Source organism: uncultured Pontibacter sp. (genome assembly GCF_947495565.1).
Lineage (GTDB): Bacteria > Bacteroidota > Bacteroidia > Cytophagales > Hymenobacteraceae > Pontibacter.
This window is the reverse complement of sequence record NZ_CANLZM010000014.1, coordinates 1-17,767: the sequence shown is the minus strand read 5'-3', so window position 1 is coordinate 17,767 and position 17,767 is coordinate 1. Positions and strand designations below refer to the sequence as shown.

Here is a 17,767-nt window from a genome sequence, read left to right as displayed (position 1 = left end):
AACCTGGCTTCCGGATGGCTACGAACCAGCCCCAGCTTTGCGGACAGGCATAAAAAAATCGGTGCAGGAAGGCCCTGCACCGATTTTGGCAACTTCATAATACATTGCAGCACTTGCTTTTCAGGCTGTATGTATAGTGGTTTTTGCATCGTATCCTATTTGTACGCTTCGTTTTGCACCAGATTGCTGTTCGCATCAATATCGAAGGCCGGGATTGGAAACACCTGCCGGTTCGGGTCTAGCAGGTCTACATCGGGGCCATTGGTGCGCGGCACTCCGGAAATTACGCTTAAGGCCTGGCCAGTGCGTACAAGGTCGAAGAAGCTATGTCCTTCAAAGGCTAACTCCAGCTTTCTCTCCTGCCAGATTGCCTCCAGCACTTCCTGCTGGTCAGTCAGGTCTTCGATCGGGTCAATGCCAGCCCGCTCCCTGATTTTATTCAGGTCTTCCAGGGCACCGCTAATATCTCCGCTTTTCGCCCTTGCTTCCGCACGGTTTAGGTATACTTCGCCAAGCCTGATGATATGGATATTATCTATGCCGCTGGTATTGGCATACCTTGTCGGATAGTATACATCCTTGCCTTCGTAATAGCCGAACATCATACCGCGTACATCATCTGGGTTAGCAGTTGCCTCCGCATAAAAATCTGAATGCGCTGCCACATCCCCGCGGCCACCTTTGGATGACGGGAAATACCAATTGTTAATCGTGCTTTGGTCTGCACTGTTAAAGTTGAGCTCAAAAATAGCCTCTGAGGTAAACTTACTGCTGAAGATGTTGGCAAAGCTCGGCGACAAAGTATACTTCGGATCTGCAATTACGGCATCGGCATAACTTTCTGCCTGTCCTGGCTGATTAACATACAGGTAATACCGCGAGAGCAGTGCCCTTGCTGTTCCTTTCACTGCCTGAGATTTGGTAGTGTTGTCATCACCATACTTTTCGGGCAACAATTCTAGCGCTTTCAGAAAGTCCGCTTCTGCCTGGCCGTAAGATTCCGTCAAGCTTGCTCTGGACGGGAACAATGAATCATCCACTTGCCTTGAAGGCATTGTAACGATAGGAACGCCCAGGTTTCCTACAACACCCGGTACACCGCCGTAAACTCTGGATAAGTCGAAGTATGCCAATCCTCTTACAAAATATGCCTGGCCGATTATAGCGTTTTTCTCTTCCTCAGAAAGGTCAGCCAACGGTGGCACTTGGTCAATAATGTTGTTGGCAACGTTTATCGCTCTAAATGCCCTAGTCCAGAGGTTGCCATTTTCCAGGTTACTTTTATCGATGAGGTAAGTGTCCATTTCCCGATAAAAATCCCAGGAGCCTATACTTTGCGCCACATCCGACGACACATCCGACATGATCATGAAATTGCCACCATAATAGTTACTGCTCTGGAGTTGGTCATATAACCCAGCCAATGCTGCCTGCGCTCCTTTGCGGTCAGAGATTGCTGCATCATCCGATACCTCCGCCTGCGGCTCATGGTCCAGGGTTTCGCAGGCACTGGCGCCTCCCAGCAAACAGGCTAGCCCGATCATATAAACGGCGTTCCTTTTTGCTACTCCTCTAACTAATTTCTTTCTGAGCTTTATGGCCGCTTCGGCCATTGATTTGTTTATAGTTGTATGCATAAAAATCCTCCTTAAAAGCTAAGATTAAAACCACCCATGAATACTCGAGGCTGCGGCAGGCTGAAGAACTCAACGCCCTGAATAAGTGGGTTATCGCCAATTCCTGTCAGTTCCGGGTCAAGGCCAGTGTAGTTTGTGATGGTAAAGATATTTTGGCCGGTTAAGTAAACTCTGGCCGAAGAGATACCCACTTTGCTAAGCAGTGTCTGCGGGAGCGTATAGCCAAGCGTGATGTTCTTGAGGCGCATGTAAGAACCATCTTCCACAAAGCGCGAAGGCCTCAGGTTGCCCGCATAGTTGGCTGCAGTCATCTTCGGGATCATAGTCTGGTCTCCCGGATTCTGCCATCTGTCCAGCTGGCTTACATTGAAGTTAAAGTCGCGCGTACCGCCGTGCTCGTTAAAGAAGCGGTTCCAGTTAAGCTGGTCGTTACCGTAGGAGTACTGCAGGAAAAACGAAAGGTCAAACGCTTTATACTTGAACGTATTTGTAAAGCCCCCGAAAAAGTCCGGGTTGGCATCGCCTACAATCTTGCGGTCCACGTTCGGGTCAAACTCTCCGTCTCCGTCCACGTCGGCAAACTGAATATCGCCTGTGGCAGGGTCTACGCCGGTTTGCTCATGAAAATAGAAGGAGAACATCGGATAGCCTTCCTCATACCTGAACAGGTCGCGGTTGTACACGTTGAACGGTGCTGCCAGTTTGGTTACCTTGTTCTTGTTGGTGGCAATATTGAAGTTGGTATTCCAGGTAAAATCAGTTGAGTTGATTACGTTCGCGATGATCGCCAGCTCAAAGCCCTTGTTTTCGAGGCTGCCAAAATTTTGGTACTGTGAGTTGAAACCTGAGGTTCTTGGTAGCGGCACCTGCAACAGCAAATCAGATGTTTTTTTCACGTAGTAATCAGCGATGATATTGATGCGCTCACCAAAAAGGCTGAAATCTAAGCCAATATCTGTCTGTGCCGTGGTTTCCCACTTCAGGTCCTTGTTGGCCAACTGCAGCGGGCTGATACCCGGCAAGCCTGCATAGGAGGCAGAACCTGTCCAAAGGCCAAGCGACTGAAAATCGTTGATGCCGCTCTGGTTACCTGTTATACCATAACTCGCTCTTATTTTAACGTCGCCGATAAATGCTGGCGCAGCGTCAAAGAAAGGCTCTTCTGACACTATCCAACCCAAGGCCAGTGAAGGGAATGTGCCCCAGCGGTTGTCTTTACCGAAGCGCGAGGATGCATCGCGGCGCACGTTTATGGTCGCCAGGTATTTGTCTTTATAGTCGTAGCCTATGCGCGTAAACAGAGAGGCGATACCCCAGCTGGAGGCGTTAGAACGGGCGCGTTGCACAGCGGCAGAGGTAATTTTACGGAAGTTGTTGCTCGGAAACTGCTCTCCAATTGCCTCCGTGATAGAATACTCAGACTCCTGAAGTGAAGTACCTAAGAGCACGTTAAACGAATGGTCGTTTCGGGCAAACTCATAGCTTAAAACGTTCTCCTGAATCCAGTTCTCGCTTTGCGTTGCCTGCGAAACCCCGTAGCCGTTCGTGCCTGCCCCGTTGTTTAGCAAGGTGTTGTCATACAGGTCTTCCTGTATAGAACTGTTGTCTATACTAAAGCTGGAGCGCAGTCGGAGGCCGGTTGTTATTTCATACTCGGCATACAGGCTACCCAAAAAGCGGTTGGTGTTCATCTTGATGTCGCTTTCTTCTACAGCGGCAATCGGGTTCTCAAAAATACTGAACTTAGAGTAGGAACCATCCGGCTGGTAGTATGGGCGGTCAGACGGAAAGTTGATAGCCCCTGGTAAAGCCCCTGAAATGTTATCATCGTTTCTTAAACGATTGCGCTTGTTACTGGAGTATAAAATGCTTGTACCTATTTTCAGTTTATCCACCGGATAAAAATCAAGGTTTACACGCGCACTGTTTCTTTTAAAATCAGAGCCGATCAGCACGCCTTCCTGGTTAAAATGGTTACCTGATACCAGGTAATGCACTTTATCCGTGCCGCCACTCACCGACAGATCATAGTTTGAAATGCTTGCCGACCTGAAAATAGCATCTGACCAATCTGTAGAGATGGCTGCATCTGGGTTAGCATAAGGAGCCGCCTTGCCGTTGTTTACAAAAGCCTCGTTGATTAGGCGCTCATATGTTGGGCCATCCACCACTTCAGGTTTCCTAGGAGCATACTGTGTACCGTGGTATACTCCTAAGCTTACTTTTGCTTTGCCGCTGCTGCCGCGCTTGGTAGTGATGAGCACCACACCGTTTGCCGCTCTGGCACCATAAATGGCCGTGGCCGATGCATCCTTCAGAATCTCCATCGATTCGATATCGGCTGGGTTGATGTCTGCAATGGGGCTGGTTGTGCCACCTCCTAAGTCTAAGTCAGATAAGTTGTTCGCCTGAATCGGAATGCCGTCCACTACGTACAGCGGGTCGCTGGAGCCGTTTATAGAGGAGGTACCACGCACACGTACAAACACACCGCCACCCGGTGTACCGGAGTTAGCAGCAACATGCACACCTGCTGCGCGGCCCTGCAGAAGTTGGTCGCTGCTGGCGGCTGGCAGGTTTGCTATTTCCTCGGAGCTGACCGATGTTTGGGCGCTGGTCAGTGTCTTTCGGTCCTGCTCGCCATAACCAGTCACCACCACCTCTTTGAGCAACTTCACATCAGAAGACAGACGCACATTGATAACGCTCTGGCTACCGATTTCCACCTCCTTCGTTTGAAAACCGATGTAGCGAAACATCAGCGTGCCTGCATTGCTTGGCACATTTAGTTGATAAGACCCATCCAGGCCTGTTGTTACGCCAGTGGTAGTACCTTTCAGCACCACGCTAACTCCCGGCAATTCAGAACCGTCTGCTTCGGAAGTTACTTTGCCCGAAACGGTTCTCCCTTGCGCTAAAACAGCCATAGAAGGCGCGCACAATGTCAAAAATACAATGAGTAAATAGTGTTTCATAAGTAAATCATTTACTTGTTAGAAAAAAACTGTTTAACTCTGCCAGCAAATGGTAAAATCCAAAATCATATTAAGAAAAAGGCATGGCTTCGCCAATATCACATTATCCTTAAAATGCAATTTTTACCTGCTGTTACAGGGCTCCAAAAGAAAAGTAATTCCTGGGTTCCGTGGCTGCATCCGGATGCGCTTGAAAGAAGCGCCCAAACTTAGCCAGCTGTAGATCAATAGTATGCGAGTAGTAGAAAAGTAATCAGCTCCGAACAAGGCGCATACCCTCATTCGTCAAAATCGCTGAGAAATACTGTTGCAGAACCGGCAAATTCCGGAAAGCGGAATACATGTGCCGGTAAAACAGCTTCGTAAAAAACGTTAATGCCAAGTTTCAAAGAGTTAAGAACATCAACAGAGGTTCACCAAACCTTAACTAAAGCAAATACTGCAGCTTCAATTACGATGCTTTCTTAGCCCCTATTTACCTGGCTTCACCAAAATTAATAGGCTTACGACTGTAAGTATATTTTTTATTTTCAAGCAAATCAACATTTTAGCAAACTAATTTTCAACAACAGCACCCACCAAAATGCACCTGCAGCAATTTCAGCATAATTATGATGCAATATCTAATGTTATAGCATCAGTAGATTAACCAGCTTAAAACCCGCATTTCAATAGCTAAACACTATTATTTGCACACTCCATGTTACGCCAGCAAGTTTGACTTACCATCGAATTATAACAATGGCTGCACAAAACCATGTTCATAAATTAAAAATAATCATATTCAAATCTTTGCGAAATTAAGTATTTATACTTAACTCATGCCTTATTATAGTTATAACAACTTTCACCAAACAATAGCTTACGCCACCAATGCTTACACATCACTAAAATCTAAACTTTTATCAACTAAAAACCTTCAGATATGATCACAGCTTTACGCTCGGCGCTCAAGCCCCGGCGGCTCATGCTCGCTACAGCTTTGGCGCTCATCGTTACCAGCCATCCGGCAGAGGCTCAGAAGAAGTCCAAAGCCCGGAAATCTGACAAAGCCACCTTCCCGCAGGAACTTTACGACGGCTTAAACTGGCGCTCCATCGGTCCTTTTAGAGGTGGCCGTATGAGCAGCGTAACCGGCGTGCCCGGCCACCCTAACCTATATTATGGTGGCGCAACCGGCGGCGGCGTTTGGCGCACCATGGATGGCGGCTCTACCTGGGAGAATATTTCGGACGGTTACTTTGGCGGCTCCATTGGGGCTGTGGCCGTAAGCGAATCCGACCCGAATGTAATTTATGTGGGAGAGGGCGAGCAAACCGTTCGCGGAAACGTATCTTCCGGGTTTGGCCTTTGGAAGTCGGTGGATGCGGGAAAAACCTGGCAGCACATTGGCCTGAAAGATACAAAGCACATCGGCCGCATCCGGATACACCCGGATAACCCGGACATAGTATACGTAGCTGCCATGGGCGACCTGTACAAGCCTACCGAAGCACGCGGTGTCTATAAAAGCACCGATGGCGGAAAAACATGGCAGAAAACTCTTTTTGCAAATAAAGACGCAGGCGCTGTAGATCTTATCATCGACCCATCCAACGCCAGAAACCTGTACGCCACCACCTGGAACGTGCGTCGTACACCTTACAGCTTCTCCTCCGGCGGCCCCGGCTCCGGCATCTGGAAAAGCACCGACAGCGGCGAAACCTGGAAAGAGCTCTCCAGCAACAAAGGCCTTCCGAAAGGTACGCTGGGTATAATTGGCGTTACGGTTTCCCCGGTTAACCCACGCAGGGTATTTGCCATGGTAGAAGCTGAAGAAGGCGGTTTATTCCGCTCCGATGATGCTGGTGAAACCTGGACAAAGGTGAACGATGACCGCAACCTGCGCCAACGGGCCTGGTACTATACACGCATCTATGCCGACCCTAAAAACGAGGATCAGGTATACGTGATGAACGTATCATACCACCGCAGCAAGGACGGCGGCAAGACGTTCGAAAGCTTTAACGCCCCGCACGGCGACCACCACGACCTCTGGATTGCGCCTGAAAACCCACAGCGAATGGTTATTGCCGATGATGGCGGCGCACAGGTATCCACGGACGGCGGCGAGAACTGGACTACGTATATGAACCAGCCAACGGCGCAGTTCTACCGCGTTACCACCGACAACTACTTCCCGTACCGCATTTATGGTGCGCAGCAGGATAATTCTACCATTCGTATTTCGCACCGCTCCAGCGGCTACGCCATTACCGAAGACGACTGGGAGGAAACAGCCGGTGCCGAGAGTGCACACCTGGCCGTAAGCCCTGAAAACCCGGACGTTGTGTTTGGCGGCAACTATGGCGGCTTCCTGGAGATGGTAAACCACGAAAACGGGCAGCAACGCGTTGTAAACGTGTGGCCAGATAACCCGATGGGCGCAGGCGCGGAAAGTATGAAGTATAGATTCCAGTGGAACTTCCCGATCATGTACTCGCCGCACAACCCCAAGAAGCTGTACGCAGCCTCAAACCACCTGCATTACACGACAAACAATGGCCAGTCCTGGGAAACAATCAGCCCGGATTTGACCCGCAACGATGACTCTAAACTTGGTACTTCGGGTGGTCCGATCACGCAGGATAACACGAGCGTGGAGTACTACGGTACTATCTTCGCCATTGGTGAATCTCCGGTGGAGGAAGGCGTTATCTGGGCAGGCTCTGACGATGGCCTTATTCATGTAACCCGCGACGGCGGCAAAAACTGGACAAACGTGACCCCGAAAGGTATGCCGGAGTGGATGATGATCAACAGCATCGACGTGCATCCAAGTATAAAAGGCACAGCGTATGTGGCGGGCACCAAGTATAAAACCGGCGACTTTAACCCATACTTGTACAAAACATCGGATTACGGTAAAAGCTGGCGCAAAATAACAAACGGTATTCCAGATACGCACTTTACACGCGTTGTTCGCATGGACCCTAAACGGGAAGGTTTACTTTACGCAGGCACAGAGTATGGCATGTATGTCTCCTTTGATGACGGCGATAACTGGCAACCATTCCAGCAGAACCTGCCTATCGTGCCGATTACGGACCTGACCATCAAAAACGATAACCTGATTGCCGCCACCCAAGGCCGCAGCTTCTGGATTATTGATGACCTTACCCCACTGCACCAGCTGGACAAAGAAGTTGCCAGCAGCAAGTTCCACCTTTACAAGCCAATGGACTCTTACAAGATGAATGGCGGCAGCCGTGGCGATAGCAAAACAGCCGGCCAGAACCACCCGGGCGGCGTGATGGTGCATTACTACCTGCCTGCCAAGCCAGACTCGGCCAACGTGGTGAAACTGGAGATCATGGACCAGAGCGGAAAGCTTATCAGCAGCTACGCCACCGACGCCAAAGACAAGAAAGAGAAGCTTGAGGTGAAGAAAGGTTTGAACCGCTTTGTCTGGGACATGTATTACCCGGCAGCCAGCACCTTCGATGGCATGATCCTTTGGGGAGCCCGCGGCAACTTATCGCCAAAAGCGATGCCAGGTGAGTATAAAGCCCGATTAACCGTAGGCGGCCAAAGCCAGGAAACTGCCTTTACTATTTTAAAAGACCCACGCTCAGACGCTAAACCGGAAGATCTGCAGGCGCAGTTCGCTTTTATGCTGGATGTGCGCGACAAGCTAACCGAAACGCACGATGCCATTAAGGAAATCAGAGCAATCCGGGCGCAGCTTAATACCCTGCAGAGCAACCTGAAAGGCCAGGACAATTATGCAGATGTGGTGGAATCGGCGAAGGCGATAGATAAGAAGATCACCACGATAGAGGAAACGTTGTACCAAACTAAAAACCGCAGCAACCAGGACCCACTGAACTTCCCTATCCGGCTGAACAACAAACTGGCAAACCTTGCCACACAGGTAAGCTCAGGTGACTTTGCGCCTACAAAGCAAGCCTATGAGTTTAAGCAGGAGGTAACATCTAAAATTGATGCACAACTGACTGCCTTTAAGCAGGTAAAAGCCCAAGATGTGCCAGCCCTGAATAAGCTGGTGAAGGAAAAAGGTGTAAATGCGATCAGCCTTAACAAAGAAAAGGCTCAAAGCAAGGCGACCTCTTCTATAGAGTAGTCTTCAGCATCTCGCTATGCATTATCAGCATCTCTCAGCATTTTTTTAGTGCTGGGGGATGCTTTTGCTTTTAATAACCTACACATTACCCCTGATATTCTTTATATTTCACACAAGCTTAAACCAACTACTTAACAACCTGTCTAACTATACTTAAAGGCCATTTTGGATTATGTTTAGATGCTTGGATTACGGCCTGGAAAACCTACTTTAAAAGATCTTATACTTGACTACTACTCAAACACATAAATCAAAAATAAAGCGACTTACAGGTTTGCTACGCTCCTACCGGGTATACCACCGCTACCTGGGGCTAGGGCTTGGCATGTTTCTTATTGTTAGCAGCGTAACAGGTTTGTTACTGGGCTGGAAAAAGGATGTCGACCTGCTGCAGCCCCCAACCCAAAAAGGCGCTACCACAGATTTACCCCAATGGATTTCGCTGGCCGAGATGGCTACTATTGCCCAGGCTGCCCTGGACTCTGCGCAGCAACTCCCAAACACACCCATTGACCGACTGGAGGCCCGCCCAGACAAAGGCATTGTGAAAGTGCTGTTTGCCGAAGGTTACTGGGAGGTGCAGCTTGATGGCAGCACAGGTAACGTACTCTCTGTGGCCCGCCGCCACTCCGACTGGATTGAGCACCTGCACGACGGCTCCATCATCAGCGATGGGTTTAAACTGATAAGTATGAATGTGCTGGGCCTCGGCCTGCTGGCACTGGTTATTTCAGGATTTATACTTTGGCTATTCCCCAGAAAAGTTAGGCAACTCAAAAAATAATAATCCAGCTACATGCCCAAAATCGCTTCCTTTCATTAATGCCTACTGCCAGTCTTTGCCTCACTTTAAAGATAAAGCAGCATGTGCAGAAGATGATACGGAAGCATGTTGAAGCGGAAATTAAGGAGGACCTGCTGACTGACAAGGCAGCAGATAAAACTCAATCAGTATGAAAAAATTTTTATACATAGGTATGTTACTCTTGCTTGCTTCTGCTACGCAAGCGCAAACAGTAACCGTAAAAGCCCAGGTTACCCACTTACCCGTGGAGGCAGCGCTGATATACAGCAACGCAGACAATGCCATACTTACCAACAGCCAGGGCAAGGCAGATATAAGCTCATTAAAGGATGCCACTCAGATTACCGTGCGCAGCATTGGCTACAAAAGCATTTCGCTAAGTTTTGCCGAGCTTCAGAATAATAAATTTCAGGTGCTGCTCCCTGAGGACAATGTGTCGCTGGATGCGGTGGTAATTTCTGCGGCCCGCTGGAAGCAGGAGAAACGAGAGGTGCCTGGAAAAGTAACGACCATCAGCACGGCAGAGGTGTTGCTGCAAAACCCGCAAACTGCCGCCGACATGCTCGGAGCCAGCGGTGAAGTATACATCCAGAAGAGCCAGTTAGGTGGCGGCAGCCCGATGATCCGGGGTTTTGCCACGAATCGTGTGCTTTTGGCTGTTGATGGCGTGCGCATGAACACGGCTATTTTCAGAAGCGGCAACCTGCAAAACGTAATCTCTCTTGACCCATTTGCGCTGAGCAGAACCGAGGTGCTTTTCGGGCCAGGCTCTGTAAGCTACGGAAGCGATGCCATTGGCGGCGTCATGAGTTTTTATACTTTGTCGCCGCCAATGGTAAGCAACGAGACGATACAGGTAAACGGTAGCGCCGCGAGCCGCTGGTCGTCGGCAAATAACGAGAAAACCGGCCATATCGATTTTTCCATTGGCTTAGAGAAATGGGCTTTCCTGACCAGCGCCACGTACAGCGACTACGACAACCTGACCATGGGCACCCACGGCCCCGAAGAATACCTGCGCCCGGAGTATGCCAAAACCATAAATGGTACCGATGAGGTACTAACCAATTCTAATCCACGCGAGCAGGCATCATCCGGTTACAATCAAATAAACCTAATGCAGAAAGTGCGCTTTAACCCGAACGAGGCTTGGGATGTCAACTATGGTTTTCATTACTCCACCACCTCTGATTACGCCAGGTATGACCGTCTGATTCGTTACCGCAAGGGCGCGCTTCGCTCAGCAGAATGGCACTACGGCCCACAGGAATGGATGATGAACCATTTGAAGATAGAGCGGAATGCAGGAGGTAAACTTTACGATAAACTAAGTATAAACCTGGCGCACCAGTTTTTCAAAGAAAGTCGCCACGACCGGGATTTTGGCCAGCCAACCAAGTATAACCGCACCGAGAAGGTAAGTGCCTGGTCTGCCAACCTGGATTTTGAAAAGCAGCTTGCCGAGAAACACTTGCTTTTATATGGCGCCGAGGCTGTTTACAATAAGATAAACTCTAGCGGTACCGATGAGAATGTGCGTAGCGGCGAAGAAGTGACTGGCCCCGCACGCTACCCTGATGGCTCTGATTGGAGCTCTTACGCAGCTTTTGCCACCTATCAGTTTAAGCCCAGCGAAAGATTAAGCCTGCAAACCGGCGCCAGGTATAACCATTTTATACTTAATGCCGCGTTTGACAACACATTCTACCCTTTCCCTTTTTCCGAAGCTGCGGTTAATGCCGGGGCACTTACAGGTAGCGCAGGCCTGGTGTATCACCCGTCGCCATCCTGGCAAGTCAGCAGCAACCTGTCTACCGGTTTCCGCGCGCCTAACATCGATGATATCGGGAAGGTATTCGACTCCGCACCGGGCATTGTGGTTGTGCCAAACCCAGACCTGGAGTCGGAATATGCCTACAACGTTGATTTTGGCATTGCCAAAACGTTTGGAAGTTTCTTAAAAGTAGATGCTTCCGCGTTTTACACGCACCTGAACAATGCCCTAGTGCGCCGCGATTTCTTGTTGAATGGCCAAGACAGCATTATGTACGATGGGGAGAAAAGCCAGGTGCAAGCGCTCCAGAACGCGGCAAACGCGAAAGTATGGGGCATTCAGGCCGGCGTTGAGTTAACAACTAATTGCGGTATTGGCTTATCTTCCAGGTTTAACTACCAAGAAGGGGAAGAAGAGCTGGAAAACGGCGAAACAGCACCCTTGCGCCACGCTGCCCCCTGGTTCGGAGCCACACACCTGACCTATAGTATAAACAGGTTTAAGGCAGATGTCTATGCTGTGTACAACGGCGAAATAAGCAATGCAAACCTGGCCCCCGAGGAGCAGGACAAGGACTACATGTATGCCATAGATGAAAACGGCAAACCTTATTCCCCAGCCTGGACAACCCTGAACATCAAGGCGCTCTATAAAATATCAGATCATTTAATGGCAAGCGCCGGTGTGGAGAACATCACCAACCAGCGTTACAGGCCCTATACATCTGGCATTGCAGCGCCGGGCAGGAACTTCATACTTTCCCTAAGAGCTACTTTCTAATCTTAAGCCTCGCATTTAATAAAGTGCGGGGCTTATGTTAAGCATAAACTGAGCTACTGCCATACTTCTCCAGAGTCACTAAACATAGTGTATCTGCTTTCTTTGCCTCCTCCCCTACTAAAATCTTATCCAGCTCAAATTTAATTAAGCAGCAAATCATCACGGCAAACAATTTTGTCTTAATTTAGCGGCCGAAATGAGACCAACAATAGCGACAATATTGTTAATTCTGATGACGTTCCAGGTGATGTACAAGGGAATTGTCTTCTCGTCTTATTTCGCTAACAAGAGTTACATCGCGGCGGTGCTGTGCGAGAACAAGGCAAAGCCCGAACTGCAGTGCGAAGGCAAATGCTACCTTAAAAAGCAGCTAAAAAAAGCCGAGGCACCCGAGGGTAACGCATCGGGCCTCACCCTTAAGCTGGACTCTAGCCCATTTACCACACCAGGGCCTTTCTGGGCAGCAGCTACTGTGCCTGCCGCTCAAAGCACCAAATACTGCATTTTCCGTGAGAGCGGCTACCGCTGCGCCTACCTCCCCTCCTGCTTTCACCCGCCCCAGGTATAAGTCTTTTCTCTGTTCCGGATAAAGTCTCCTGCCATTTTTAAAGTATGGCCCGGCTTTGCTATGCCTGATTTTCCGGAAGCTGTAGCGGCATACCTGGCTATGCAGCTCTTGCAGTGCGGCTTGCTGTCGCGTTCAATAACTTATACCTGATTATTTGCCCGTTCCTGGGCTTTAAAAAAACTATCATGAAATTACACACATGCCTTACCATGTGGGCGCTTTGCCTTGCCACGCTATTTATAACCGGCTGCGACTCAAACAGTCCAACACCAGAGCCTACCACGACATACAATAAAATTGCCGAAGGGCAGACTGAATCAAATGTATTCAAAGTAAAGGTTTACAGCACCGAAAGCGAACTGACCACAGGGTATAACCCGCTGCACGTTGCTGTATATGACGCGGCAGGAAAGCGTGTGGAAGAGGCAGGCATCAGCTTTATGCCGCTGATGGATATGATGACCATGAAGCATGCCACCCCGTTTGAGAATCCCGCTTCCGAAAAAGTCGCAGAGGGTTATTTTTCAGGCGCTGTGGTCTTTACAATGCCTTCCGGGGAAATGGGCGCTTGGTCTCTGACAGTCAGCGTAACGGCAAACGGGCAGACGGACACTGTTACCCTCCCGATCACTGTACAAGAGCCTGCTACCAGCCGCCTAAAGTCTTTTGTTTCAGCTACCGATGGCACCAGGTACTATGTGGCTTACCTGCAGCCGCAGCAGCCTAAAATCGGGGTGAACGATCTGGAGGTGGCTGTTTATAAAATGAACACCATGATGGACTTCCCCGCTGCGACAGACCTGACGATGGAACTGGACCCTGAAATGCCGTCCATGGGCCACGGCTCGCCCAACAATCAAAACCCGACACACACCAGCAACGGGCACTACAAAGGCAAGGTAAACTTTACCATGACCGGTTTATGGTATCTGAACCTTACATTGAACGACGCCTCCGGCCAGGCCGGCCAGCTATACTTTGAGGTTAACTTCTAGATGGGTATGTCTGCTCTCCGGCATTATACGCTGTGGAGCGGACATCATATTTTAAAATGATAAAGCACATAAAGAAGTACCTTATAGCGGCAGCCTACACGCTGGCTGTGCAGTTAGGTTATGCCCAGCAAAACGCCATACCCTCCGACACCGTTCGCACCATTGTGCTGCAAGAAGTTGCGGTTTCGGCTAAGCAGCAGAACCACCGGTTGCACCTGCAGCAGTTTTACGGTGCCAACCAAGCCGCCACAACAGAAGAGCTCCTATCGCGCATACCGGAAGTCTCTTTTATCAGGCGTGGCAGCTATGGCATGGAGCCCACCATACGTGCTTACAGCCCTAACCAGGTCAGTGTAACTGTGGATGGCATGCGCATACAGGGTGCCTGCACCGACAAAATGGACCCGGCCACTATTTACATCGAGCCACTGAACCTGCAAAGTATGGAGGTGCATACAGCGGGGGGCAGTGTCATGCAGGGGGCAGCCATTGGCGGCAGCCTGAACATGAAGTTGGCTGAGGCCGAACTGGCAGACATGCCCACGTTATCAGGATCTTTAAGCAGCGGCTACCAAACAGCTGCCCGTGCAGTGCTGGGCAACTTACGCTTGAGCTATGCCACTCCTACTTGGGGACTTCGTGCCTCAGGAACCTATCGCAAGAGCCAAAACTACCGTGCCGGAAACGGGGAACGGGTGCTGTACTCGCAGTACGAAAAGGCTAATTATGCCCTTAACGGAAAGTTTTTACTGCACGATGACCTTGTTTTACAAGCTGATTTTATTGCAGATGCCGGCTGGGATATGGGCTTTCCAGCACTGCCGATGGACGTGGGCGAAGCACAGGCTAGAATTGCCTCCCTCACCCTGCTGCGCGAGAATGCGGAAAGGCGCTGGAACCGGCTGGAGGCGCGCCTGTATGCCAACCGGATCGCCCATTACATGGATGACAGCACCCGCCCAGACTTGCCTGTACGCATGGATATGCCCGGCCTGAGCCGTACTTCCGGCATGTATATGGAAGGCACTGCGGCACCGGCCGCTCACCAAAGCCTCACCCTGCGGGCCGATGCATCAGTTTCTCACCTGCAAGCTTCCATGACAATGTACCAGGAAGGCCAAACGCCAATGTATATGCTTACCTGGCCAGATAACCGACAGGTGCAGGCGGGGCTGGCGGCGCAATATACTTTGCAGGTTGGCCGTAAAATCCAAGTTCAGCTCAACAGCCGCCTCAACGCTTCGGATTTTTCTATTACCACCGGCGAGGGCCGCGACCAGTTGTCAGTGTTTGGATATACGGACACGGAGCAGCTGTTTCTGATTCCGTCTGTTTCCTTGCAGTTGAGCCGCATGCTGCTCCAGAAGCTAAAAGCTACTGTTTCGGGGAGCTTGAACGGGCGTGCGCCAACAGCCAGCGAGTTGTACGGCTTCTACCTGTTCAGCCAGTTTGATGGGTATGACTACATTGGCAACCCCAACCTGAAAGCCGAGAAAAGCATGCAGGGCGAGTTGACTCTGTCCTGGCAAGAGCCGAGGCTGCGGTTGCAGGCAACAGCATACACAGCGAAGGTAGACAACTACATTTTAGGCTCATACGCGCCAAACCTGAGCGCCATGACCATCGGAGCTCGCGGTGTGAAAGTATACCAGAACACAGCTCATGCATTTCTGGCTGGCGCTGAGGCAAGCGCTGTTTACAACCTAAATGGCTATACCCAACTGGTAAGCACTATAAAGTATAGCTATGGCTGTGATGCGGCTGGAGAACCGCTCCCGATGATGCCGCCCCTGCGCAACGTTACCTCCCTACGCAAGTATTTAGGCGATTACCTGTGGCTGCAGGCCGAAACGGAGGTTGCAGCCGCGCAACACCGAAACAGCGAGGACTTTGCAGAGCAGCCAACTAACGCTTTTATGCTGTGGCACCTGCGCGCCGGGTATAAGAAAGAGACAGAGAAAAAAGTATGGCAGCTGAACGGCGGCGTGGAAAATATCTTTGATGTGAACTACCGTGAGCACCTGGACTGGGGCAAAATAAGCCGCCCCGGCCGCAATTTGTTTCTACAGTTAACCATGGGGTTCTGATCCAAAGTATAGCACTAGTGGTTGCATAAAATTTAAGTGTACCAGGTACTCCAGATTATAGCTTTGGCAAGGTTTCATCACGTTACAATGTTCTGCAACTGCAGTTAAACCCGAATAGCTGAAGATATAAAATTCATACTTCAATTAACTAGAAAAGCCGCTTCAGCTTAACCTGAAGCGGCTTTTCATTTTGTTTTAGCCACCAAATTAATCTGGCCGCCACTCTATATCCGTGTATACCCGGATAACCCGGGTATACACGGGTAATTCACGGGTAGCGCTTTAACACTTGTCACTTTAGGCTTTGTATTACTCTTTACCATATATGCTCCTGTTATATACCACACCAATGGAAAATATGTATCTGCCTCTGGTACAAGCCCGATCAACGCATAGGCAAACACCCGAAAGAGAGCAGCTTTATAAAAAACTCTAAAACCTACAAACGCTATGTAGCGCACACAACGCAGCAAACCATAGAGCAACTGCACCAGCATTTTCTGAGTATTGCCCTGGTAGACAAGCGCTCCCTGAACCGTCCAAAGCACCTGCGACCAACTATGGGCGTAGTTATGACCGGGCCTAACAAACAATCGGAGCCTTTAGATGCCTTAGTTACCAGTGGTACCTAGGGCACAGGAGCAGTAAGACCACCGAAATTTACACGCACGTGGCCACCTACGCCTTGGATGAAATTGTAAGTCCGCTTGATAATTTGAAGAACTTAACTATATTAGTGTTGCGCTATGGAAGAATGGAAAAGAAAGCAAGATCTAAAACGAAAACCCGTAGAAAAGGTCTTAACAGTACTCCACACATAGTGCAGATAGTAGGAGTAGGTACTCCTACTATACAGTAGTTGTGGTAAAGTGAAGTGATGAAAATGATAGAAAGAATAATCAATAGCCGCTGGGTCTTTATTTTAACTGGTGTTTTGGTTATTACTGTATCTTCTTATTTTTTATTTAAGTCTGGCTACCATGTTCTGTTTTATAGTGAAACTTGGGGCTTGGACACGTATACTTTTGGTTACCCAAGACCATACTTAGAAGTGGTCACTGTGTTTTTATTCTGGCTACTGCTATTTGTCGGTGGAATAGGTATAAGTACAGGTAAAAGAAAAGGCTTGTTCTTAGGACTATTGGCGACTTGTGTCGCATTGATTCCTTCGTTGGTATATGTGGTAATTGCTGCGGGTAAAGTCAGGACCTATTCCAGAAGTATTTTAATAAACGATACTGAAAGAGAAATGACTAATCAGGAAAAGTGGGACTACATTTATGCTGATTTATTCTTCTCTATCTGTTTGACCTTATTGATAATAGTAACAATCGTAATAATAGTAAAAAGAAGAAAATACTTAGAAGCCACTAAGCAGAACACCATACCACAACAAAGCCTATAGTGCATTTAAATGCACCATAGCCAAACACGTTGTGCTGCATACATTAAAATAAAATAAAAAATTGGTAAGGTATCTTTTCATTCACGCTGCACTCACAATGGTTGCCTTTATGATTTGGGTGACCAGTACCAGTTTACCTGGGGGTGAAGTCGGAATGGCACCCTTTATACTAAGTTTTGTGCTTATAATTCAGTTATTTATTGGAATGGTGTTGGCACTTGTTTTCAGGCAGTATCTAATCGAAAGAAGACAAAAAATAATAGGATTGACTTTTTATTTTATTCTTTACGAACTGGTATTCTTTGCAATAGATGGCCAATTATCAATAATTAGTTCTTTTAGTAAAGGCTGGTCGCGTGAAGTATATGCTGCATATTCACTCTCATCAATAATAGCTTACATTGTTGCTTTGACGATTCTATTAACAAAAGAATTAAAGGCTTCAGGTACATATCGTAAAGATTGAAATAAAAGCACGATAGCACAACACAGTTTATACCCTATGCTTCGGCTGATGGCCTCGCACAAGGTATACACCAACACGTTGTGCGTAAGCGAAATCATAAAAAAAATAGATGAAGACCTTCTTTGTTCTTATATTTTCCCTTCTCTCGTTGA

General features: G+C 48.8%; 10 protein-coding genes. 8 read left to right on the top strand and 2 right to left on the bottom strand.

Going from position 1 to position 17,767, the window contains the following annotated elements:
- Positions 1-155 precede the first annotated feature (155 nt).
- Positions 156-1,637: a RagB/SusD family nutrient uptake outer membrane protein gene (locus Q1B04_RS16375; protein WP_299760762.1), complete on the bottom strand. Its 1,482-nt coding sequence runs from the start codon at positions 1,635-1,637 to the stop codon at positions 156-158.
- Between the two features lie 11 nt (positions 1,638-1,648).
- Complete coding sequence (locus Q1B04_RS16370) at positions 1,649-4,612, bottom strand: TonB-dependent receptor (RefSeq protein ID WP_299760761.1); 2,964 nt, start codon at positions 4,610-4,612, stop codon at positions 1,649-1,651.
- Positions 4,613-5,537: 925 nt separating this feature from the next.
- Between Q1B04_RS16370 and Q1B04_RS16365 the strand changes: the two genes are divergently transcribed.
- The 8 genes from Q1B04_RS16365 to Q1B04_RS16330 all read left to right on the top strand — a co-directional run bounded on the left by Q1B04_RS16365 (position 5,538) and on the right by Q1B04_RS16330 (position 17,615).
- A complete protein-coding gene (locus tag Q1B04_RS16365; protein ID WP_299760760.1) occupies positions 5,538-8,735 on the top strand; it encodes a glycosyl hydrolase in 3,198 nt (1,065 codons plus the stop codon).
- A 226-nt stretch (positions 8,736-8,961) separates the two neighbouring features.
- Complete coding sequence (locus Q1B04_RS16360; protein WP_299760758.1) at positions 8,962-9,519, top strand: PepSY-associated TM helix domain-containing protein; 558 nt, start codon at positions 8,962-8,964, stop codon at positions 9,517-9,519.
- Positions 9,520-9,688: 169 nt separating this feature from the next.
- Positions 9,689-12,094: a TonB-dependent receptor gene (locus Q1B04_RS16355; protein ID WP_299760748.1), complete on the top strand. Its 2,406-nt coding sequence runs from the start codon at positions 9,689-9,691 to the stop codon at positions 12,092-12,094.
- Positions 12,095-12,290: 196 nt separating this feature from the next.
- The gene (locus tag Q1B04_RS16350) at positions 12,291-12,662 is read left to right on the top strand and encodes a hypothetical protein (RefSeq protein ID WP_299760746.1); all 372 of its coding nucleotides are present in this window, start codon (positions 12,291-12,293) and stop codon (positions 12,660-12,662) included.
- Between the two features lie 185 nt (positions 12,663-12,847).
- Complete coding sequence (locus tag Q1B04_RS16345; RefSeq protein ID WP_299760744.1) at positions 12,848-13,657, top strand: FixH family protein; 810 nt, start codon at positions 12,848-12,850, stop codon at positions 13,655-13,657.
- 56 nt (positions 13,658-13,713) lie between these two features.
- Positions 13,714-15,744, top strand: coding sequence for a TonB-dependent receptor (locus Q1B04_RS16340; RefSeq protein ID WP_299760742.1), 2,031 nt, complete (start codon positions 13,714-13,716; stop codon positions 15,742-15,744).
- Positions 15,745-16,621: 877 nt separating this feature from the next.
- Entirely contained in the window at positions 16,622-17,149 is a 528-nt protein-coding gene (locus Q1B04_RS16335) for a hypothetical protein (protein ID WP_299760740.1), read from the top strand.
- A gap of 109 nt (positions 17,150-17,258) precedes the next feature.
- Entirely contained in the window at positions 17,259-17,615 is a 357-nt protein-coding gene (locus Q1B04_RS16330; protein WP_299760738.1) for a hypothetical protein, read from the top strand.
- Positions 17,616-17,767 lie beyond the last annotated feature (152 nt).